Here is a 19,739-nt window from a genome sequence, read left to right as displayed (position 1 = left end):
GCCGCCTGGCGCCTGACAGGCGACTGGGAACTGCCCCTTGCAGTTTGACCTGATACGGCGTATATGCCTGTCGTAACAGCGGCGCGTCGGGTTTACCCCTCAGCTCCACCGGAAAATTCAACGGGCCGCGCGCCCGTTTTTTTGTGCCCGAATCACAGATCTGGAATTCGTATGACCAATGACCTGATAGCCAAGGCAGCCATCGACCGTCGGCTTGCCGAGATCATCACTCCGGTGATCGAAGATCTCGGTTTTGAGCTGGTGCGTATTCGGCTGATGTCTGGCAAGACCACCACGCTGCAAATCATGGCGGATAAGCCGGACGGCGGCATTGAGGTTGATGGCTGTGCCGAGATCTCCAATGCGGTTAGTGCGACGCTGGATGTTGAGGATCCGATCCTCGACAGCTACGCACTGGAGGTGTCCAGCCCCGGCATTGATCGCCCTCTGACCCGCCTCAAGGACTTCGAGATGTTCGAAGGCTATGAAGCCAAGATTGAAACCAGCGAGCTTATCGATGGCCGCCGCCGTTTCAAGGGCGAGCTGGCCGGTGTTGAGGAGGACGAGGTTCTGATCAACATCCAGGAGCACGGCGAGACCATCACCATCGGTTTGAAGTTCGACTGGTTGAGCGACGCCAAATTGGTTCTGACCGACGATCTGATCAAAGAAATGCTGCGCCAGCGCAAAGCTGCGGGCACCCTGAACGAAGACGCATTCGACGAAATCGAGGCCGATGGGTCCGAAGAGGAGAAAAAGTAATGGCTATCACATCAGCAAACCAGTTGGAGCTTCTGCAGACCGCAGAAGCCGTGGCGCGCGAAAAGATGATCGACCCCGGTTTGGTTGTCGATGCGATGGAAGAAAGCCTGGCCCGGGCCGCCAAGAGCCGCTACGGCAGCGAAATGGATATCCGTGTGTCCATTGACCGCAAGACTGGTCGTGCGACCTTCACCCGTGTGCGCACCGTGGTCGAAGATGACGCGTTGGAAAACTACCAGGCGGAAATGACCGTTGAGCAGGCCAAACAGTATATGGCCGATCCGTCGGTTGGCGATGTTTTTGTCGAGGAAGTGCCTCCGGTCGAAATGGGCCGTATTGCCGCCCAATCCGCCAAGCAGGTGATCCTGCAGAAGGTGCGCGAAGCTGAGCGTGATCGTCAGTACGAAGAGTTCAAGGATCGGGCAGGCACCATCATCAATGGTCTGGTGAAGCGCGAAGAATACGGCAATGTTATCGTCGATGTGGGCGCTGGCGAAGCCATCCTGCGCCGCAACGAGAAAATCGGCCGCGAGAGCTACCGCCCGAACGACCGTATCCGTTGCTTCATCAAGGACGTACGCCGTGAACCCCGTGGCCCGCAGATCTTCCTGTCGCGGACCGCGCCGGAATTCATGGCTGAGCTTTTCAAGATGGAAGTGCCGGAAATCTATGATGGTGTCATCGAGATCAAGGCCGTGGCCCGCGACCCCGGTTCGCGCGCGAAGATCGCTGTGATCAGCTATGACGGGTCCATTGATCCGGTCGGCGCCTGTGTCGGTATGCGCGGTTCGCGGGTGCAGGCCGTGGTCAACGAGCTGCAGGGTGAAAAGATCGACATCATCCCGTGGAACGAAGATCAGCCGACCTTCCTTGTGAATGCGCTGCAACCTGCTGAAGTGTCGAAGGTTGTTCTGGATGAAGAAGCTGGCAAGATCGAAGTTGTCGTGCCCGAAGAGCAGCTGTCGCTGGCCATCGGCCGTCGTGGTCAGAACGTGCGTCTGGCATCCCAGCTGACTGCGCTGGACATCGACATCATGACCGAGGAAGAGGAATCGGCCCGCCGCCAGAAGGAATTCGAGGCGCGCACCAAGCTGTTTATGGAAACCCTGGATCTGGACGAGTTCTTCGCCCAGTTGCTGGTCTCCGAAGGTTTCACCAACCTCGAAGAGGTTGCCTATGTCGAGCTCGACGAACTGCTGGTCATCGACGGTGTTGACGAAGGCACCGCCCAAGAGCTGCAGGCCCGTGCTGCGGACTATCTGGAAGCGCAGGCAAAAGCAGCAATTGACGCGGCCCGTGCCTTGGGTGCTGAGGACAGCCTGATTGACTTTGACGGTCTGACGCCCCAAATGGTTGAAGCGTTGGCCAAGGATGGCATCAAGACGCTGGAAGATTTTGCTACCTGCGCGGATTGGGAACTGGCCGGCGGCTGGACCACCAACAAAGGTGAGCGCGTCAAGGACGATGGTATTCTTGAACCCTTCGATGTGTCTCTGGAAGACGCCCAGACGCTTGTCATGACTGCCCGCGTTCTGCTGGGTTGGGTGGATCCCACCGAACTGGAAGCAGACGCTGAAGAAGACGCCGACATCGAAGACGGCGAAGCAGAAGAAGGCGAAGCCTGATATCAGGCCTCGCAGCGAGGGTAGCAATGGCACGCGGTGGCAGTGACAAAGACCGGTCCGACGGACCGGAGCGAAAATGTCTGGCGACAGGCGAGATTCAGCCCAAGGAAGGGCTGATCCGCTTTGTTGTTGGTCCTGAAGGTCAGGTCGTCCCTGACGTGATGGGGAAGTTGCCCGGGCGCGGGGTCTATGTGACCTCAACCGAGGCGGCGCTTCGCACCGCGATAAAGAAGAAACTCTTTGCGCGCGGCTTCAAGGCGCCGGTGACGGTGCCTGATGGGCTGGAAGATGAAATCAAAGGTCAGGTGCTGCGGCGCCTGATCGAACTGATCAGCCTGGCGCGCAAGTCGGGCGATGCGGTCTCTGGCTATGAGAAGGTCAAGGACTGGCTGGCTAAGGAACATGCTCGTGTCTTGATTCAGGCTTCGGATGGATCGGGACGGGGCAAATCAAAATTAAGCACGCCGCACCGTGGGAAATTCATCGGATGCCTCACTGCGGATGAGCTGGGCATGGCCTTTGGGCGCCAAACTGTGATACATGCGGCGCTGGCCTCTGGTGGACTCGGCAAACGTGTTGTAGAGGAAGCGCAACGACTACAAGGTTTGCGCGAAACGGTGGGCGGCAAGGGCCGCACGGAAGGATAAAGAGCTTTATGAGCGATAGTGACGGCAAAAAGACGTTGGGTCTTCGTGGTGGGTCCCGGCCCGGGAATGTGAAACAGAGCTTCAGCCACGGTCGGACCAAGAATGTCGTGGTGGAAACCAAGCGCAAACGCGTTGTGGTCCCCAAGCCGACCGCGGCAAAAGGGGGCTCCGGTGCGACGCCCTCCGGCGACGCATCGCGGCGTCCGGCTGGCATCAGCGATGCAGAGATGGCGCGCCGCCTGAAGGCGTTGCAGGCCGCCAAGGCCCGCGAAGTGGAAGAAGCGGCACAGCGCGAAGCTGAGGAGAAGGCCCGCGCTGAAGAGCGTGAGCGCCGCCGGGCTGAGCAGGAAGCCAAGGAACGTGAACAGCGTGAAGCTGAAGAGCGTGCACGTCAGAAGGCCGAAGACGAAGAGCGCAAGCGCGTCGAAGCCGAAGCCGCTGCAAAACGCGCAGCCTCTGACGCTGAAAAGAAAAAATCTGAACCAGCCTCGGCACGCCCGGCTCCCGGCCCGTCCTCGCAACCCCGTAAGGGTGACCGCGATCGCGACGACCGGCAGAACCGCAACGCCAAGGGTCGCAATGATGGTGGCGGTCGCCGTTCCGGGAAGCTGACACTTGGTCAGGCCACCGGTGGCGAAGGTGGTCGTCAGCGTTCCATGGCGTCGATGAAGCGTAAGCAGGAGCGTGCGCGTCAGAAGGCGATGGGTTCGGTTGAACGTGAGAAGGTTATCCGTGACGTTCAGCTGCCTGAGGCGATTGTTGTCTCTGAGCTGGCCAACCGGATGGCGGAACGCGTCGGCGAAGTCGTCAAATCGCTGATGAACATGGGCATGATGGTCACGCAGAACCAGACCATTGACGCGGATACCGCTGAGCTGATCATCGAAGAATTCGGCCACAAAGTTGTGCGCGTTTCCGATTCGGATGTCGAAGACGTCATCAAAGAGGTCGACGACAAAGACGAAGATCTGCAGTCGCGTCCGCCTGTGATCACCATCATGGGTCACGTTGACCACGGCAAAACCTCGCTGCTGGACGCAATCCGTGATGCGCGGGTTGTTGCTGGTGAGGCCGGTGGCATCACCCAGCACATTGGTGCCTATCAGGTGAAAACCGAAGGTGGCGCCGTGCTGAGCTTCCTCGATACACCGGGTCACGCGGCCTTTACCTCCATGCGGTCGCGTGGGGCGCAGGTCACGGATATCGTGGTCCTGGTTGTTGCTGCGGACGATGCCGTGATGCCTCAGACGATTGAAGCGATCAACCACGCCAAGGCGGCGCAGGTACCGATGATCGTCGCGATCAACAAGATCGACAAACCGGCAGCTGACCCGAACAAGGTCCGTACTGATCTGCTTCAGCACGAAGTGATCGTGGAAGCCATGTCTGGTGAGGTTCAGGATGTCGAAGTCTCTGCCGTTACCGGCCAGGGTCTTGACGAGCTGCTGGAAGCGATTGCGCTGCAGGCGGAAATTCTGGAACTGAAAGCCAACCCTGATCGTGCCGCCCAAGGTGCCGTGATCGAGGCGCAGCTGGATGTGGGCCGCGGCCCCGTTGCCACCGTTCTGGTTCAGAACGGGACGCTGCGTCAGGGCGATATCTTCGTTGTGGGTGAGCAGTACGGTAAGGTCCGTGCGCTGATCAACGACAAGGGTGAGCGCGTGAAGGAAGCTGGTCCCTCGGTGCCGGTTGAGGTTCTTGGCCTCAACGGGACACCCGAAGCGGGCGATGTTCTGAACGTGACCGACACTGAGGCGCAGGCCCGTGAGATCGCCGAATATCGTGAGCAGGCGGCGAAAGACAAACGCGCTGCTGCGGGTGCTGCGACCACGCTGGAACAGCTGATGCAGAAGGCCAAGGAAGACGAGAACGTCTCCGAGCTGCCCATTCTGGTCAAGGCTGACGTGCAAGGCTCCGCCGAAGCAATCGTTCAGGCGATGGAGAAAATCGGCAACAACGAGGTACGCGTGCGCGTGCTGCACTCGGGTGTTGGTGCGATTACCGAGACCGATATCGGTCTAGCCGAGGCCTCCGGCGCGCCGGTCATGGGCTTCAACGTCCGTGCCAACACATCGGCGCGGAACTCCGCCAACCAGAAGGGTGTGGAGATCCGTTATTACTCGGTCATCTATGACCTTGTGGACGACGTGAAAGCTGCTGCCTCGGGTCTGCTGTCCGCAGAAATCCGCGAGAACTTCATTGGCTACGCCGAGATCAAGGACGTTTTCAAAGTGTCCAACGTGGGCAAGGTTGCGGGCTGTCTGGTTACCGAAGGTGTGGCACGCCGCTCCGCCGGGGTCCGTCTGCTGCGCGACAACGTCGTGATCCACGAAGGCACGCTGAAGACCCTCAAGCGCTTCAAGGACGAAGTGGCCGAGGTTCAGTCGGGTCAGGAATGCGGCATGGCGTTTGAAAACTACGATGATGTCCGCAAGGGCGATGTGATCGAGATCTTCGAGCGCGAGGAAGTGACCCGCACGCTCGACTGATCGGCAGTTCGACGATTAAAATAAAAAACCCCGGCCAATCTGGTCGGGGTTTTTTGTGGCAGGTTTGGGGGAGGACAAACCCGCCAAGGAGGGGCTGTGTTGGTGCCGTCAGGCCGCGCGGCTGACGGGTTCACCTTCGTAGGTTTTATTGCCGACGCGGACTGAGATCTTTCCATTGGGCAGGCTTCGGACAAACGTGCCCTGTATAAAAATGAACGCGCCCTGTTTAATCGTTCGGATCATGATCGCTGCCACCTTTGGTCGCCAAGACTTCAGTAAGTTACTTCCGCTTGGCTCTCAGGGTTGACGAAAAACATTAACGATTGATTGACGCGGGGATCGAAGCCCCGCCACAGAAGCTGGCGGAGCCACGCGATCGCGACATGAAACAGGGGAATTCCGGGCTACAGCCAGTCGCGCAGAATCGGGATCAGTGGAATGTCGGCGGCTGGCATTGGGTAGTCCCGCAGGTTCTGCGCGCGCACCCACTTCAGGGTTTGCCCTTCTTTGGCTTGTGGGATGCCTTCCCATTTGCGGCAGGCAAACAGGGGCATCAGCAGATGAAAATCATCATAGCTGTGGCTGGCAAACGTCAGCGGCGCCAGGCAGGATTCCCAGGTGTTGATGCCAAGTTCTTCTTCCAGTTCACGGATCAATGCAGCCTCTGGGGTTTCGCCCGCTTCCACCTTGCCGCCTGGAAATTCCCATAGGCCTGCCATGGATTTTCCTTCCGGGCGTTGCGCAAGCAGCACGCGACCTTCCACATCAATCAGGGCGACAGCGGATACAAGAACCATCTTCATGACCGGTAATCCGCGTTGATGGAAATGTACTGATGGGTCAGGTCGCAGGTCCAGACGGTACTCTTCCCTTCTGCCAATCCCAGATCAACCTTGATGACAATCTCTGTCTTTGCCATCTCGGCGGCGCCGTCGGCCTCTTTGTAGTCGGGCGAAACCCAGCCTTTTTCGGCGACCAGCACCTCTCCGAAGGAGATCGACAGCTTGTCCCGGTCAGCAGCAGCCCCGGATTTACCGATGGCCATCACCACACGGCCCCAGTTGGGATCCTCTCCCGCGATGGCGGTCTTCACCAAAGGTGAGTTGGCAATCGAGAGGCCGTGGACCTTGGCGTCGTGATCATTCATCGCGCCTGTGACTTGGATTTCGATAAATTTGGTCGCGCCTTCACCATCACGAACCACCTGATGCGACAAGTCCAGCATCACGCCTTCCAGCGCGAGGGCGAAATCTGCATTGCCGGTTACATCAACGCCAGCGGCGCCAGAGGCACAGAGCATCAAACTGTCAGAGGTCGAGGTATCGCTGTCCACAGTGATGCAGTTGAACGTGCGATCGCAGATCTGCGACAGGAGGGCTTGCAGGTCTTCCTGTGCGATCTTTGCATCAGTGAAAATGTAGACAAGCATGGTGGCCATATCTGGCGCAATCATGCCGGAGCCTTTGGCAATCCCCGCGATAGAGACTGTTTTACCGTCGACCTCAACCGTGGCGCCGGCCCCTTTGGCGAAGGTGTCTGTTGTCATGATGGCTTCGGCAGCGCCTTCAATCGCTGACCCGTCCAACCCGTCGTTCAGGGACGCGATCTGCGACACGATCCGATCATGGGGCAGCGGCTCACCAATGACGCCTGTGGAGGCGGTGAATACCCGTGCTGCCGGAATACCCGTGATATCTGCAACCGTGCGGGTAATCTCAGCAACGGATGTCTGGCCATAGTGCCCGGTAAAGGCATTTGAATTGCCTGAGTTAACCAGAATGGCGGCGCCATGCGCGGTGTCATTGTCGTTTGAGGCCAGTTTTGCCTGGCAGTCCAGAACCGGGGCAGAGCGGGTCGCGGACCGGGTGAACACGCCTGCTACAGCGCTGCCCGGATCCATCACGGCGAGCATCACATCTGTGCGATCTTTGTATTTTACACCAGCCGCAGCGGAAGCAAATCGAACCCCAGCGATTTGCGGAAGCGTGGGAAAGTGATCCGGTGCAAGCGGAGAACGGGGCAATGCCATTGTCAGTTCCTTACCAGATCGAGGTTTTTCAGGATTGAGGGATCCAGATCTTCGATTTCCGGGCGTTCAATGGTGGCGGCTGTGGTTAGAGAGAGCACGCGCTCTTCTACCGCGTCCTGACGCATCTGCGTCGCCAGTTCTTCGCGAACCTCATCAAAGGTTGGCGCTGCGGAAGTACGCCGATCGTTGAGCTTGATCACGTGCCAGCCAAATTGGGTCTGAACCGGAGCGGAGACATCGCCCGCCCCCATCACCAGAACCGCTTCCTCAAATTCCGGGACCATGCGGCCCTTGCCGAACCAGCCCAGCTCACCGCCGTTGGGACCGGACGGGCCAGTGGAGCGTTCGCGCGCCAGTGTGGCGAAGTCTGCGCCGGCATCCAGTTCCGCGCGAATTTCGGCGGCATCTTCCTCGGTCTCGACCAGAATATGCGAGGCGTTGAATTCATCGCCGCCTGTGCCGTCGGTATATTTCTCATCATAGGCCGAGCGCAGATCTTCGTCCGAGGTTGCGTTTTCCATGACCTTTTCAATGACATCCGCCGCCAGCAGGGACCGCGCCTCGTTCTCAAGCGACAGGGCCACGTATTTCGGCACCTCGCCATTCAGCTCCTGCTTCAGACTGGTCTGCTGGATCAGCTGATCCAGGATCGCATCATAGAGAACGTCATCGGGCAACTGCTGATACTGCTGGGGCAATGTCGCGCGGGCAATGATCATGTGACCGATTGTGATCTCTTCACCGTTTACCGTAGCCACCACCGTGTTGGCATGGGGTTCAGCAGTTGCGGACATGGGCAGTGTCAAAGCGGCTGCCAGGGCCAGTCCTGACAAATAAGTGAGACCTTTGCGCATTGAATTCTTCCTATTATCTGGCCACGGCGGGGCGTAGCGTTGACACTGTATTTGCGGGACCTTACATCGCCATGAGGCCTTTGGCAGGACCGCTGTTCCATCATTGTTTATGGGTTGCGAGCGGGGCGGGCAAGCCTGCCAACGCCAGGGGTCAATGACAGGACGGTTGGAGAACACATGCTGGGTATCGGAACACTCGCCAAAAAGGTTTTCGGCACGCCGAATGACCGCAAAATCAAGGCGACACGGCCGCTGATTGCCAAGGTCAACGCGCTGGAGCCCGAGTTCGAGAAACTCAGCGATCAGGATTTGCAGGACAAGACCGCCGAGCTGCGCAAACGCGCGCTGGACGGGGAAAGCCTGGATGACCTGCTGCCAGAGGCGTTCGCCAATGTACGCGAAGCGGCGCGCCGGGCGTTGGGTCTGCGGGCCTTTGACACCCAGCTGATGGGTGGCATCTTCCTGCATCAGGGCAACATCTCCGAGATGAAGACCGGCGAGGGTAAGACCCTTGTTGCGACCTTCCCGGCCTATCTCAATGCGCTGACGGGCAAGGGTGTGCATGTTGTCACCGTCAACGAATACCTGGCCAAGCGCGACAGCGAATGGATGGGCAAGGTGTTTGCACAGCTGGGCATGACCACCGGTGTGATCTGGTCGGGTCAGCCGGACGCCGAGAAAATGGCTGCCTACCAAAGCGATGTCACCTATGCGACCAACAACGAGCTGGGCTTTGATTATCTGCGCGATAACATGAAGCCGTCGTTGGATCAGGTGTTCCAGAAGCATCATAACTTTGCGATTGTGGATGAGGTCGACTCCATCCTGATCGACGAGGCCCGCACGCCGTTGATCATCTCCGGCCCGGCGGAAGACCGTTCCGAACTCTACTCCACCATCGACAAGCTAATCCCGCTGCTGAGCGATGATCACTACGAGCTGGACGAGAAAACCCGTGGCGTCACCTTCACCGAGGATGGCAACGAATATCTCGAACAGCAGCTGATCGCCCATGGTTTGCTCGAAGAGGGTGCGTCGCTCTATGATCCTGAGAGCACAACAGTCGTGCATCACGTCAACCAGGCCCTGCGCGCGCACAAGCTGTTCCAGCGCGATAAGGACTATATCGTACGTGATGGTGAAGTGGTCCTGATTGATGAATTCACCGGACGGATGATGGCGGGTCGCCGTCTCTCCGAGGGTCTGCATCAGGCCATTGAGGCCAAGGAAGAGGTGAAGATTCAGCCAGAAAACACAACGCTGGCCTCCGTGACCTTCCAGAACTACTTCCGCCTTTATGGCAAGCTGTCGGGCATGACCGGTACCGCAATGACCGAAGCCGAAGAATTTGCCGAAATTTATGGGCTTGGTGTTGTCGAAGTGCCAACCAACCGTCCGATTGCACGCAAGGATGAGGACGATCAGGTCTATCGCACCGCCATGGAAAAATACCAGGCGATGATCAATGAGACCAAGAAAGCCCATGAAAATGGGCAGCCGGTTCTTCTGGGCACCACCTCGATTGAGAAATCTGAACTGCTCAGCCAGCTTCTCCAGAAGGAGGGCATCAAACACAACGTGTTGAATGCTCGCCACCATGAGCAGGAGGCGCAGATCGTTGCTGACGCTGGTCGTCTGGGGGCCGTGACCATCGCCACCAACATGGCGGGCCGGGGCACCGACATCAAACTTGGCGGCAACGTTGAGTTTAAGGTGCTTGAGGCGATTGCAGACACCCCTGATGGGGATCACGAGGCCATTCGCGCGCGCATCGAAGAGGCGCATGTCGCCGATGAGGAAGCTGTCAAACAGGCAGGTGGCCTGTTCGTTATGGCCTCTGAGCGTCACGAAAGCCGCCGTATCGACAACCAGCTGCGCGGCCGTTCGGGTCGTCAGGGGGATCCGGGCCGCACCGTGTTCTACCTCAGTCTTGAAGATGACCTGATGCGGATCTTTGGGTCTGAGCGGCTGGATAAACTGCTCTCAACCCTGGGCATGAAGGAAGGCGAAGCGATTATTCATCCGTGGGTGAACAAATCTCTGGAGCGGGCGCAGGCGAAAGTCGAAGGCCGCAACTTCGACATGCGCAAGAACGTGCTGAAATTCGACGATGTCATGAACGACCAGCGCAAGGTGATCTTTAACCAGCGTCGTGAAATCATGGCGGCTGAGGATCTCTCGGAAATTGTCGCTGACATGCGCCACGAGGTGATCGACGACCTGCTGGATGTACACATGCCCGCCAAGACCTACGCGGATCAGTGGGACAGCGAAGGGCTGCAGGAGCAGGTTCGCGAGAAGCTGGGTCTGGATGTTCCAGTTGTGGAATGGGCCGCTGAAGAAGGTGTCGACGACGAGCAAATTCGCGAACGTCTGGTAGAAGTCAGTGACGCAAAAATGGTTGAGAAGACTGAGGCCTTTGGCCCGGAAACCATGCGCAACATCGAAAAACAGGTTCTGCTGCAGACAATTGATGCGAAATGGCGCGAGCATCTGCTGACGCTGGAGCATCTGCGCTCCGTCGTGGGTTTCCGTGGCTACGCGCAGCGCGATCCGCTCAATGAGTATAAGAACGAGAGCTTCCAGCTGTTCGAGAATATGCTTGATACGCTGCGGGAAACTGTCACTCAGCAGCTGGCCCATGTACGCCCGATCAGCGAAGACGAGCAGCGCCAGATGATGATGCAGATGGCCGCGCAACAGGCCGAACTGCAGAAGGCTGCGGCGGGTGGTAGTGCAGCAGCAGCGCTGCAAGAGGCACCAGCAGATGGTTTTGTCGAGGACGATCCGTCCACTTGGGGCAATCCATCACGTAACGACAAATGCCCCTGTGGCTCCGGCAAGAAGTTCAAACACTGTCACGGCAGCCTCAGCTGAGGTTTCGAGGCGGAAGTATTTGGCGACAAAATTCGGAGAAATCAGTGACAATTGCACGGTTTCGCCAGATTCTCTGCAAGGGGCGGCCATCAATTGGCCGCCTTTCTGCGTCACGGTTCCTTAACCTTTTTGGGTAAGGAGTCGGTAATGATCAGCAAACGCACAGCCCTGATGAGCGCGGCGACCCTCTGTAGCGCACTGGCGATTGGTCTTGTTATGCAGCATACTGCTGGCCCGTCGCGGACGGCCGCAGCGATGGTAATTCCTACTCCCGATCCGACAGCCATTGCGGAAACAGCGCTGCCTGATCTGCCGACGGATGCTCCGCTTCAGATTGACGCCATCAGCCTGACGGCAGCAACACCCGAGGCAGGTGACAGCGACGCTCGGCAACTCATGCGTCAGGATCCCGAAACCTCCTGCGAGATGACCGCTGAGGCGGTGCCCGGTCCGATGGCTGAGGTTCGGCTGACGGTGTTGTCGCTGTGTCGGCCGGGCGAGCGTTTGACCATTCATCACAATGGCATGATGTTCTCCAGCCGACTGGATGCAACGGGCGCGCTGACGGTGCAGATCCCAGCTCTGTCGTCTTCCGCGGTGTTTATCGTTGAACCCAAAAGCGGTCGTGGTGCGGTGGCGACAACATCGGTTCCGGATCTGGATCTTGTCAGCCGGGTCGTGCTGCAATGGGCGGGCAACAGCGGGTTTGAATTGCATGCGCGGGAATTTGGTGCGGGCTATGGCAGTGCCGGTCACGTTTGGCATGGCGCCGACCTGACGGCTGGGCGTGGAAGCGTCGTGCAGCTTGGTGACGCCACGCAGTTGGCCCCGCGTTTGGCGGAGGTCTATAGCGTTCCACGTCTTGGCGGCGATCAAAGCGGTGCGATTGATCTGACCGTGGAGGCCGAGGTGACAGCGATCAATTGTGGTCGTGATGTTTCGGCGCAGACGCTGGAATTGCGCAATGGGAGATTGCGGACCCGTGACCTGACCCTGGCAATGCCGGATTGTGCTGCCACAGGTGACTTTCTTGTGTTGAATAATCTTCTGGAAACCCTGAAAATCGCCGCAAATTAACTCGCGGTTTATTCAGGATTTCTCATGGCTTTGTTTCGTGCGGCAATATGCGCCGCACTCTTTCTTGTCACCGGGATCCTGCCGCTGAAGGCGCAGGACGTGACACTTTCGTCGCCGGATGGAGCTGTTGAGATCACCGGGAATATTCTGGGGTTCGATGGCGAATTCTATCGCGTGGATACCAAATTTGGAGAGCTGACAGTCGACGGCTCCGGGGTGAGCTGCGAGGGGCCGGGCTGCCCCAGCCTGTCAGATTTCGTAGCAGAGATCAGCCTGTCGGGATCGTCGACCATGGCAGAGGTCCTTTTGCCGGCCCTGATCGAGGGGTTTGCGCTGCGAAACGGGTTTCAGACACGGCGCGATCCGATGCCTGACAATAATTTCGACTATGTCCTGCTGCGCGATACTGGCCGGGTTGCGGCGAGGTTCAGCTTCTTTGTCAGCAACACGGACGAAGGATTTGCCGACCTCCTCGCGAATGAGGCCGACATTGTCATGGCCTTGCGTGAGATCCGCAGCGCCGAGCGTGAGCGGGCCCGTGAGGCGGGGATGGGCGACATGACCGGCGCGCAGCGTAGCCGTGTTCTGGCGCTGGATGCGATGGTGCCGGTTGTGGCGCCGGGCAATCCCGTCCGCTCGATCTCGGTCGCAGATCTGGCAGGGGTGCTGTCTGGCAACCTCAGCAATTGGTCGGAGCTGGGGGGGCCGAATGCGCCGATTTCACTGCATCTGCCGGTGGCAGGCTCTGGCCTGGCGCAGGCTATCTCGGACCGGTTGGAGACGCCGAACATAGCGGCACTGGGGACCCGTCTGCGGCGCCATGATCGTGGCAGTACTCTGGTGCGCGTGGTTACAACGGATCCCTTTGCGCTTGGGCTGGCCAGTTTTGCCGAGACATCGACTGCGCGGGTCCTGACCTTACGAGGTGCCTGCGGGTTTTCGCTGCGCGCCAACCGCCGTTCGATCAAGACCGAAGATTATCCGCTGACCGCGCCCATGTTTCTTTACCTGCCGTCCCGGCGGTTGCCCAAACTGGCGCGGGATTTCCTAAGCTATGTGCGTGGTCCCGGTGCGCAGATCGTGATTCGCAGGGCCGGCTTCGTCGATCAGGCGCCCGAGCGGATTTCCATGAACGTACAGGGCGATCGCTTGGCCAATGCGATCACCGCGGCGGGCTCGGAGGTGCCGCTGAAGGAGCTTCAGCGGCTTGTCTCTCGTTTGGATGGCCTACAGCGTCTGACCACGTCTTTTCGGTTTGAGCCGGGCTCGACCCGCCCGGATGCGCAATCGCGGAGCAATATCACGCAACTGGCGCGCTCGCTTGAGGCGGGTGCCTATGATGCGCGGGAACTGGTTTTTGTTGGCTTCTCAGACGGGGATGGACCGGCGAGTGGGAATAGAGCCATCGCCATGAAACGTGCAGAGGCGGTGCGTGACGCTGTGATTGCAGCTGCGGAAACCGCGAATTTGGAGCGCACAGAAATTGAGATTGCAGCATTCGGTGAAGCGCTGCCAATGGCCTGCGAGGATCAGCGATGGGGGCGTCAGGTAAATCGCCGGGTTGAGGTCTGGGTGCGTTAGCCAGCTATAGGTACCCCGCCGACCGAAAGCTGAGTTCGCTGGATTTGCCGATGATCAGATGGTCATGCAGCACGATATCCAACGCGGCGAGGGCGCGGGCAACCCGGTCGGTCATTTCAATGTCGCTGGGCGATGGTGTCGGATCGCCTGATGGATGATTATGCACCAATATCAGGGCACTGGCGCTGATCTCCAAGGCACGCTTTGCGATTTCGCGTGGGTAGACCGGCACATGGTCGACGGTGCCTTTGGCCTGTTCCTCATCCGCAATCAATGTGTTCTTACGATCAAGATATAACACCCTGAATTGCTCGGTTTCGCGGTGGGCCATGACCGTATGGCAATAATCCAGCAATGCGTCCCAGGAGGACAGGATGTGGCGTTGCAGGACCTTTGCACGGGCCATGCGATGGGCGGCGGCCTCCAGCACCTTGAGATCGGTGATCACCGCATCGCCAACTCCTGCAATCTGGGAGAGCCGTTCGGGGGGCGCTGTGATCACGCGGTTGAAATCGCCAAAACTGTCAAGCAACTGACGCGCTAGCGGTTTCACATCCCGGCGCGGGATAGAGCGGAACAGCACAAGTTCCAGCAACTCGTAGTCCGGCATTGCGGCGGCACCCCCCGTCATGAACCGGTCTCGCAGTCGGGCGCGATGATCCTTGATGTAGGAGGGGGGCGATGGTGGTTTTGCGGAAGGTGCAGTGAGTTCTGCGCTGTCCGGAAACAACGGCAGAGAGACGTCCTCGAATGCGGGCTCCTTGGGCATGACGCAATGCTCGCGCCATCAGGGTTGCGAAAGGGTTAATCCGTCAGGCCAAAGCAGTCCGGTACCAAAAAACCATCAAAAAAAGCGCCCCTTTTGAGGGCGCTTTATCTTGGTCTAATGGGGTGAGCGAGCTGGTCTTAGCCCTTCATCCCGTCCCAGAAACTTTTGACTGAGGAGAAGAAACTCCGCGATTCCGGGTTGGTGTTGTCCTCGGAGAGATCCTCGAATTCCCGCAGCAGCTCTTTTTGCCGGGAGGTGAGGTTCACCGGGGTTTCCACCGCCAGTTCGATGAACATGTCGCCGGTTGCCCCACCGCGCAGCGCAGGCATACCTTTGCCGCGCAGGCGCATCTGGCGGCCGGATTGACTGCCTTCGGGGATCTGAACCCGCCCGCGACCACCGTCGATGGTGGGCACTTCGATCGCTCCGCCAAGGGCGGCCTTGGCCAGGGATACCGGGACGCGGCAATAAAGATTGTTGCCGTCGCGTTCAAACAGATCATGCGCAGCCACTTCTACGAAGATGTAGAGATCACCGGGAGGGCCACCACGCATACCGGCCTCACCTTCGCCAGCAAGACGGATGCGGGTGCCGGTTTCCACGCCAGCCGGGATATTCACCGACAGGGAGCGATCTTTCTCGACGCGACCGTGGCCCTGACAGGATTTACAGGGATTCTTGATGATCTGGCCAAGGCCGGAGCAGGTGGGGCAGGTGCGCTCCACCGTGAAGAAACCCTGTTGCGCGCGCACTTTGCCCATACCTGAGCAGGTCGGGCAGGTGGTCGGCTCCACGCCGCCCTCGGCGCCGGTGCCCTCGCAGGACCCACAGGCCACAGCAGTCGGCACGTTGATGGTTTTGTGCATCCCTGCAAAGGCATCCTCGAGCGAGATGCGCAGGTTGTAGCGCAGGTCGGAGCCGCGCGCGGCCCGTTGCCGTCCGCCACCCTGGCCGCCACGACCACCCATGAAGTCGCCGAACAGATCGTCGAATACATCAGAGAAAGCAGAGGAGAAGTCACCGCCGCCAAAGCCCTGGCCGCCCTGACCACCGCGCTGACCGCCGCCCATGCCGTTTTCAAAGGCTGCGTGGCCGTAGCGGTCGTACGCGGCCTTCTTCTCTGGATCTTTCAGAACATCGTAGGCCTCATTGGCCTCTTTGAACTGCCCCTCGGATTCGGGATTGTCCTTGTTCCGATCGGGGTGCAACTCTTTGGCCTTCTTGCGAAAGCCTTTCTTGATTTCATCGGCGGTGGCCCCTTTGGACACCCCGAGAATGTCATAGTAATCTCGTTTGGACATCGGAATACCCTTCTTGCCGCAACGAAAGCGGGCCGGCCCGGAGTTCGGACCGGCCCGCTCTGGCCAAAATCAGACCTTAACGCTTGTTGTCGTCCAGATCTTCGAATTCGGCATCGACAATGTCATCATCACCGGGGCCTGCCGCATCGTCTGCGGCGGTAGGTTCATCCGCAGCCTCTTCCTGGCTCGACTTGTAGATCGCCTCACCCAGCTTCATCGCAGCTTCGGTGACGTTCTGAACGCCGGATTTGATCTTCTCGGCGGTGGACTTCTCATTCTCGAGATCGTCCTTCAGTGCGGCAATCGCCAGTTCGATGGCTTCGATGGTGGTCGGATCCACCTTGTCGCCATGCTCTTCCATCGATTTCTCGGTGGAGTGGATCAGGCTTTCGGCCTGGTTCTTGGCTTCGATCAGCTCGCGGCGTTCCTTGTCCGCCTCGGCATTGTCCTCGGCATCCTTGACCATCTTTTCGATATCGTCATCGGACAGACCGCCGGAGGCCTGAATGGTGATGTTCTGCTCTTTGCCGGTTGCCTTGTCCTTTGCGCCGACCGAAACGATGCCGTTGGCGTCGATGTCAAAGGTGACTTCGATCTGCGGCATGCCGCGCGGTGCGGGCGGGATGTCTTCAAGGTTGAACTGGCCGAGCATCTTGTTGTCAGCCGCCATCTCGCGCTCACCCTGGAATACACGAATGGTCACGGCGTTCTGGTTGTCTTCCGCGGTAGAGAACACCTGGCTCTTCTTCGTCGGGATGGTGGTGTTGCGGTCGATCAGACGGGTGAACACACCGCCGAGGGTTTCGATGCCCAGCGACAGCGGCGTCACGTCGAGCAGAACCACGTCTTTCACGTCACCCTGCAGAACGCCGGCCTGAATGGCGGCACCCATGGCAACAACCTCATCCGGGTTCACACCCTTGTGCGGCTCTTTACCGAAGAATTTGGTGACCTCTTCGATGACCTTTGGCATGCGGGTCATACCGCCAACCAGAACAACCTCGTCAACGTCAGATGCGGAGAGGCCCGCATCCTTCAGCGCAGCGGCGCAAGGCTTCATGGAGGCTTTGATCAGATCGCCAACCAGGCTTTCCAGCTTCGCACGGGTCAGCTTCATGACCATGTGCAGCGGCTGGCCCGAGGACGGATCCATCGAGATGAACGGCTGGTTGATTTCGGTCTGGCTGGAGGAGGACAGCTCAATCTTGGCTTTTTCAGCGGCTTCTTTCAGACGCTGCAGGGCCATCTTGTCCTTGGTCAGATCGACGCCGTGCTCTTTCTTGAACTGCTCCGCCAGATAGTTGACGATGCGCATGTCAAAGTCTTCACCACCGAGGAAGGTGTCACCGTTGGTGGATTTCACCTCGAACAGGCCGTCGTCGATTTCCAGGATGGTCACGTCGAAGGTACCGCCGCCAAGGTCATAGACCGCGATGGTTTGGGTTTCTTCTTTGTCCAGACCATAGGCCAGCGCGGCAGCTGTCGGCTCGTTGATGATGCGCAGCACTTCAAGGCCGGCAATTTTGCCTGCGTCCTTGGTGGCCTGACGTTGAGCGTCGTTGAAGTAGGCAGGCACGGTGATGACGGCCTGGGTTACTTCTTCGCCGAGGTAGGATTCGGCGGTCTCTTTCATTTTGCCCAGGATGAAGGCGGAGATCTGCGACGGGGAGTATTTCTCACCCTTGGCTTCGACCCAGGCGTCCCCGTTGCCGCCGTTGATCACGGCGAAGGGCAGGTTTTTCTTGTCTTTGGCCAGATCGCTGTCGTCAAACCGGCGACCGATCAGGCGCTTGACGCCAAAAACGGTGTTGTCCGGGTTGGTGACGGCCTGACGTTTGGCCGGCTGGCCCACCAGACGTTCATCGTCGGTGAAGGCTACGATCGACGGCGTGGTACGGGCGCCCTCAGCGTTTTCGATAACGCGAGGCTGCGAGCCGTCCATGATGGCCACACAGGAGTTGGTGGTCCCGAGGTCGATTCCGATAACTTTGCTCATGTTCGATCCCTTTTTTACTTTCTAAGGCGATTACCCGAGGTCTGAACCCATTTTGGCATTCCGGCCCCGATTCAGTTGCGGTTTGGTCTGCACCTCACCGCTTCCCGGCGTATATAGGGAGCGCAAATGCCCCCTGCAACCGCCAGATCGCGTCCTGTTTCGCGAATTACAGCGGTTTTTGACAGGGGAGCGGTTAAGAACGGGCTAACAGTGATGATGAAGTTGCGATTGCGGGGGTTTGAGCTGACAAAACCCCTTCTGGATATGGACGGGCAGCAGCGGCTGATTGAGTGCCTGCGCCCGGTTCTGCGCGCCGCACCGCTGTTTTCGCCCGAGGTGCCCGGTGGTGGGAAGATGTCTGTGCGGATGACGTCGGCCGGGGACTATGGCTGGGTCAGTGACCGGGACGGGTACCGCTATGAAGAGCGCCATCCGGCCGGGCGCCGCTGGCCTGAGATCCCAACAGAGATTCTCGACATCTGGCATGCGACGACCGGTTTAGAGCGGCGCCCTGATTGCTGTCTGATCAACTATTACGGCGAAGGCGCCCGGATGGGCTTGCATCAGGATAAGGATGAGGCGGATTTCTCCTATCCGGTGGTGTCAATCTCTCTTGGGGACGACGGTCTGCTGCGGATTGGCAATCAATCGCGCGGCGGCAAGACTGATACCGTCTGGCTGAATTCGGGCGATGTGGTCGTGATGGGCGGGGATGCCCGGCTGACCTATCACGGGGTGGATCGCATTCGGTTCAAATCCTCACGTCTGCTGCCAAAAGGCGGGCGGATCAATCTGACCCTGCGCGTGGTGACCTGAATGGTGGGCTCTCCGTGGTCTAGCGCTTCGCTCCCCAACTGATCGAAGCACGGCGGCGCGTATAAAACTCCCCCATCAGGCCAATCATGATCAGTACCAGGGCGACCCAACAGGCATATTGCCAATTGCTGAAATGCGGATTGTAGTTGATGAACACAAATCCCCGCGCCTGATCAATACAGTGAAACAGCGGATTCCAGTCAAACATCGACAGCATGAAACTGGGCAGGGTATTGGCCAGAAACATCTTGCCCGAGGCGATCATATTGGCCCGCTGATAGATCGTGGAAATAATGCCCACGGTCCCTGGTGACCATGGTTTCATCACCAGCAGGATCAGACCAACAGCCGCACCTGTAATCCACGACAGCAAGACCATGCCAAAGGCCGCGATGGGCTCTTCGATTTCAATCGGGGTGAAGGCGACGTGATAAACAAACAGGATGATCAGCATCGACAGCACCTGAATGTAGAGAGAGCCGAGCGCCGCTGAAAGAATAGCAACGATGGTGTTCATCGGCGCATGTTGCATCATTGGGCTGCTCGGCCCCTCGGCGCCTGAGACAGCCGCGACAGCCTTGGTGTGGGTCAGAAACAGAAAGACGCCTGACATGACATAGAGCAGGAAATCGCCGCGAATGGCCGCGCCGCGCAGACCAAGCAATGAGAACATCAGATAAAAGACAACGACAAACATCACGGCCTGCGTCAAATTGAGGGCAAGCGCCATGAAGGCATTGTTATGCTTGGACCGCACACTGCGCGCCACGGAATGAAACACCACCTCACCCATGGCGATGAGGCTGCTGAGGCGGGACCGTTTGTGGCGCTGCTCGAACATGAAGTTGCTTAGCCTGACCTGCTTTAGGTGAAACTCTGCTTATCGTTACCACGGAAATCTTGCTGTTCCCTTTCC

16 protein-coding genes are annotated in these 19,739 nt (G+C 58.7%); 8 read left to right on the top strand and 8 right to left on the bottom strand.

Translation table 11 applies throughout. From position 1 onward, the window contains the following. The first annotated feature begins 171 nt into the window (after positions 1 to 171). The 4 genes from rimP to infB are packed head-to-tail and all read left to right on the top strand — an operon-like array spanning position 172 to position 5,523. On the top strand, positions 172 to 762 hold the full coding sequence (gene rimP / locus D1820_RS12295) for a ribosome maturation factor RimP (protein ID WP_040178951.1): 591 nt from the start codon (positions 172 to 174) through the stop codon (positions 760 to 762). Next, positions 762 to 2,387 (top strand): transcription termination factor NusA, encoded by a 1,626-nt coding sequence (gene nusA, locus D1820_RS12290; RefSeq protein WP_096790113.1) that lies wholly within the window; start codon positions 762 to 764, stop codon positions 2,385 to 2,387. Before rimP ends, nusA begins: the two co-directional genes overlap by 1 nt. A gap of 26 nt (positions 2,388 to 2,413) precedes the next feature. Beyond that, on the top strand, positions 2,414 to 3,034 hold the full coding sequence (locus tag D1820_RS12285) for an RNA-binding protein (RefSeq protein WP_014876348.1): 621 nt from the start codon (positions 2,414 to 2,416) through the stop codon (positions 3,032 to 3,034). Between the two features lie 8 nt (positions 3,035 to 3,042). Beyond that, the gene (gene infB / locus D1820_RS12280) at positions 3,043 to 5,523 is read left to right on the top strand and encodes a translation initiation factor IF-2 (protein ID WP_096872936.1); all 2,481 of its coding nucleotides are present in this window, start codon (positions 3,043 to 3,045) and stop codon (positions 5,521 to 5,523) included. A 108-nt stretch (positions 5,524 to 5,631) separates the two neighbouring features. On the opposite strand, the gene D1820_RS19260 is transcribed toward infB, so the two are convergent. The 4 genes from D1820_RS19260 to D1820_RS12265 all read right to left on the bottom strand — a co-directional run bounded on the left by D1820_RS19260 (position 5,632) and on the right by D1820_RS12265 (position 8,406). Next, positions 5,632 to 5,766: a hypothetical protein gene (locus tag D1820_RS19260; RefSeq protein WP_024098841.1), complete on the bottom strand. Its 135-nt coding sequence runs from the start codon at positions 5,764 to 5,766 to the stop codon at positions 5,632 to 5,634. Positions 5,767 to 5,927: 161 nt separating this feature from the next. After that, the gene (mutT, locus tag D1820_RS12275) at positions 5,928 to 6,326 is read right to left on the bottom strand and encodes an 8-oxo-dGTP diphosphatase MutT (protein WP_096872935.1); all 399 of its coding nucleotides are present in this window, start codon (positions 6,324 to 6,326) and stop codon (positions 5,928 to 5,930) included. Further along, positions 6,323 to 7,552 (bottom strand): bifunctional glutamate N-acetyltransferase/amino-acid acetyltransferase ArgJ, encoded by a 1,230-nt coding sequence (gene argJ, locus D1820_RS12270; protein WP_118069268.1) that lies wholly within the window; start codon positions 7,550 to 7,552, stop codon positions 6,323 to 6,325. The genes mutT and argJ overlap by 4 nt, the downstream gene beginning before the upstream one ends. 2 nt (positions 7,553 to 7,554) lie before the next feature. Continuing rightward, on the bottom strand, positions 7,555 to 8,406 hold the full coding sequence (locus D1820_RS12265) for a peptidylprolyl isomerase (RefSeq protein WP_118069267.1): 852 nt from the start codon (positions 8,404 to 8,406) through the stop codon (positions 7,555 to 7,557). A 177-nt stretch (positions 8,407 to 8,583) separates the two neighbouring features. On the opposite strand from D1820_RS12265, the gene secA reads away from it, so the two are divergent. The 3 genes from secA to D1820_RS12250 all read left to right on the top strand — a co-directional run bounded on the left by secA (position 8,584) and on the right by D1820_RS12250 (position 13,941). After that, positions 8,584 to 11,283 carry a preprotein translocase subunit SecA gene (gene secA, locus D1820_RS12260; protein WP_118069266.1) on the top strand — a complete coding sequence of 900 codons (2,700 nt, stop codon included), beginning with the start codon at positions 8,584 to 8,586 and terminating at the stop codon, positions 11,281 to 11,283. Between the two features lie 147 nt (positions 11,284 to 11,430). Then, entirely contained in the window at positions 11,431 to 12,360 is a 930-nt protein-coding gene (locus tag D1820_RS12255; RefSeq protein WP_118069265.1) for a hypothetical protein, read from the top strand. Between the two features lie 24 nt (positions 12,361 to 12,384). Then, on the top strand, positions 12,385 to 13,941 hold the full coding sequence (locus tag D1820_RS12250) for a substrate-binding domain-containing protein (protein ID WP_118069264.1): 1,557 nt from the start codon (positions 12,385 to 12,387) through the stop codon (positions 13,939 to 13,941). A 4-nt stretch (positions 13,942 to 13,945) separates the two neighbouring features. Here the strand turns inward: D1820_RS12250 and radC are convergent, their stop codons facing one another. From radC to dnaK, 3 genes are all read right to left on the bottom strand, one after another. Then, positions 13,946 to 14,710 carry a DNA repair protein RadC gene (gene radC / locus D1820_RS12245; RefSeq protein WP_102898032.1) on the bottom strand — a complete coding sequence of 255 codons (765 nt, stop codon included), beginning with the start codon at positions 14,708 to 14,710 and terminating at the stop codon, positions 13,946 to 13,948. A 137-nt stretch (positions 14,711 to 14,847) separates the two neighbouring features. After that, a complete protein-coding gene (gene dnaJ / locus D1820_RS12240) occupies positions 14,848 to 16,011 on the bottom strand; it encodes a molecular chaperone DnaJ (RefSeq protein ID WP_096872928.1) in 1,164 nt (387 codons plus the stop codon). A gap of 76 nt (positions 16,012 to 16,087) precedes the next feature. Then, a complete protein-coding gene (dnaK, locus tag D1820_RS12235) occupies positions 16,088 to 18,007 on the bottom strand; it encodes a molecular chaperone DnaK (protein WP_096872927.1) in 1,920 nt (639 codons plus the stop codon). Positions 18,008 to 18,220: 213 nt separating this feature from the next. Between dnaK and D1820_RS12230 the strand changes: the two genes are divergently transcribed. Then, positions 18,221 to 18,823: an alpha-ketoglutarate-dependent dioxygenase AlkB gene (locus tag D1820_RS12230; protein WP_162894096.1), complete on the top strand. Its 603-nt coding sequence runs from the start codon at positions 18,221 to 18,223 to the stop codon at positions 18,821 to 18,823. 19 nt (positions 18,824 to 18,842) lie between these two features. Here D1820_RS12230 and D1820_RS12225 read toward each other — a convergent pair whose 3' ends face one another. After that, positions 18,843 to 19,664: an ABC transporter permease gene (locus D1820_RS12225; protein ID WP_024098830.1), complete on the bottom strand. Its 822-nt coding sequence runs from the start codon at positions 19,662 to 19,664 to the stop codon at positions 18,843 to 18,845. Between the last annotated feature and the right edge of the window lie 75 nt (positions 19,665 to 19,739).

Origin of the sequence: Phaeobacter sp. LSS9 (assembly GCF_003443595.1) — a bacterium.
Classification (GTDB): domain Bacteria; phylum Pseudomonadota; class Alphaproteobacteria; order Rhodobacterales; family Rhodobacteraceae; genus Phaeobacter; species Phaeobacter piscinae.
The sequence above is the reverse complement of the archived record's forward strand: the minus strand, read 5'-3'. Positions and strand labels throughout refer to the sequence as shown.

What these genes read in the sequence shown, in the direction of transcription:
- rimP (WP_040178951.1), top strand. Translation starts at nt 172, where the DNA reads ATGACCAATGACCTGATAGCCAAGGCAGCCATCGACCGTCGGCTTGCC.
- nusA (WP_096790113.1), top strand. Translation starts at nt 762, where the DNA reads ATGGCTATCACATCAGCAAACCAGTTGGAGCTTCTGCAGACCGCAGAA.
- D1820_RS12285 (WP_014876348.1), top strand. Translation starts at nt 2,414, where the DNA reads ATGGCACGCGGTGGCAGTGACAAAGACCGGTCCGACGGACCGGAGCGA.
- infB (WP_096872936.1), top strand. Translation starts at nt 3,043, where the DNA reads ATGAGCGATAGTGACGGCAAAAAGACGTTGGGTCTTCGTGGTGGGTCC.
- D1820_RS19260 (WP_024098841.1), bottom strand. Translation starts at nt 5,766, where the DNA reads ATGATCCGAACGATTAAACAGGGCGCGTTCATTTTTATACAGGGCACG.
- mutT (WP_096872935.1), bottom strand. Translation starts at nt 6,326, where the DNA reads ATGAAGATGGTTCTTGTATCCGCTGTCGCCCTGATTGATGTGGAAGGT.
- argJ (WP_118069268.1), bottom strand. Translation starts at nt 7,552, where the DNA reads ATGGCATTGCCCCGTTCTCCGCTTGCACCGGATCACTTTCCCACGCTT.
- D1820_RS12265 (WP_118069267.1), bottom strand. Translation starts at nt 8,406, where the DNA reads ATGCGCAAAGGTCTCACTTATTTGTCAGGACTGGCCCTGGCAGCCGCT.
- secA (WP_118069266.1), top strand. Translation starts at nt 8,584, where the DNA reads ATGCTGGGTATCGGAACACTCGCCAAAAAGGTTTTCGGCACGCCGAAT.
- D1820_RS12255 (WP_118069265.1), top strand. Translation starts at nt 11,431, where the DNA reads ATGATCAGCAAACGCACAGCCCTGATGAGCGCGGCGACCCTCTGTAGC.
- D1820_RS12250 (WP_118069264.1), top strand. Translation starts at nt 12,385, where the DNA reads ATGGCTTTGTTTCGTGCGGCAATATGCGCCGCACTCTTTCTTGTCACC.
- radC (WP_102898032.1), bottom strand. Translation starts at nt 14,710, where the DNA reads ATGCCCAAGGAGCCCGCATTCGAGGACGTCTCTCTGCCGTTGTTTCCG.
- dnaJ (WP_096872928.1), bottom strand. Translation starts at nt 16,011, where the DNA reads ATGTCCAAACGAGATTACTATGACATTCTCGGGGTGTCCAAAGGGGCC.
- dnaK (WP_096872927.1), bottom strand. Translation starts at nt 18,007, where the DNA reads ATGAGCAAAGTTATCGGAATCGACCTCGGGACCACCAACTCCTGTGTG.
- D1820_RS12230 (WP_162894096.1), top strand. Translation starts at nt 18,221, where the DNA reads ATGATGAAGTTGCGATTGCGGGGGTTTGAGCTGACAAAACCCCTTCTG.
- D1820_RS12225 (WP_024098830.1), bottom strand. Translation starts at nt 19,664, where the DNA reads ATGTTCGAGCAGCGCCACAAACGGTCCCGCCTCAGCAGCCTCATCGCC.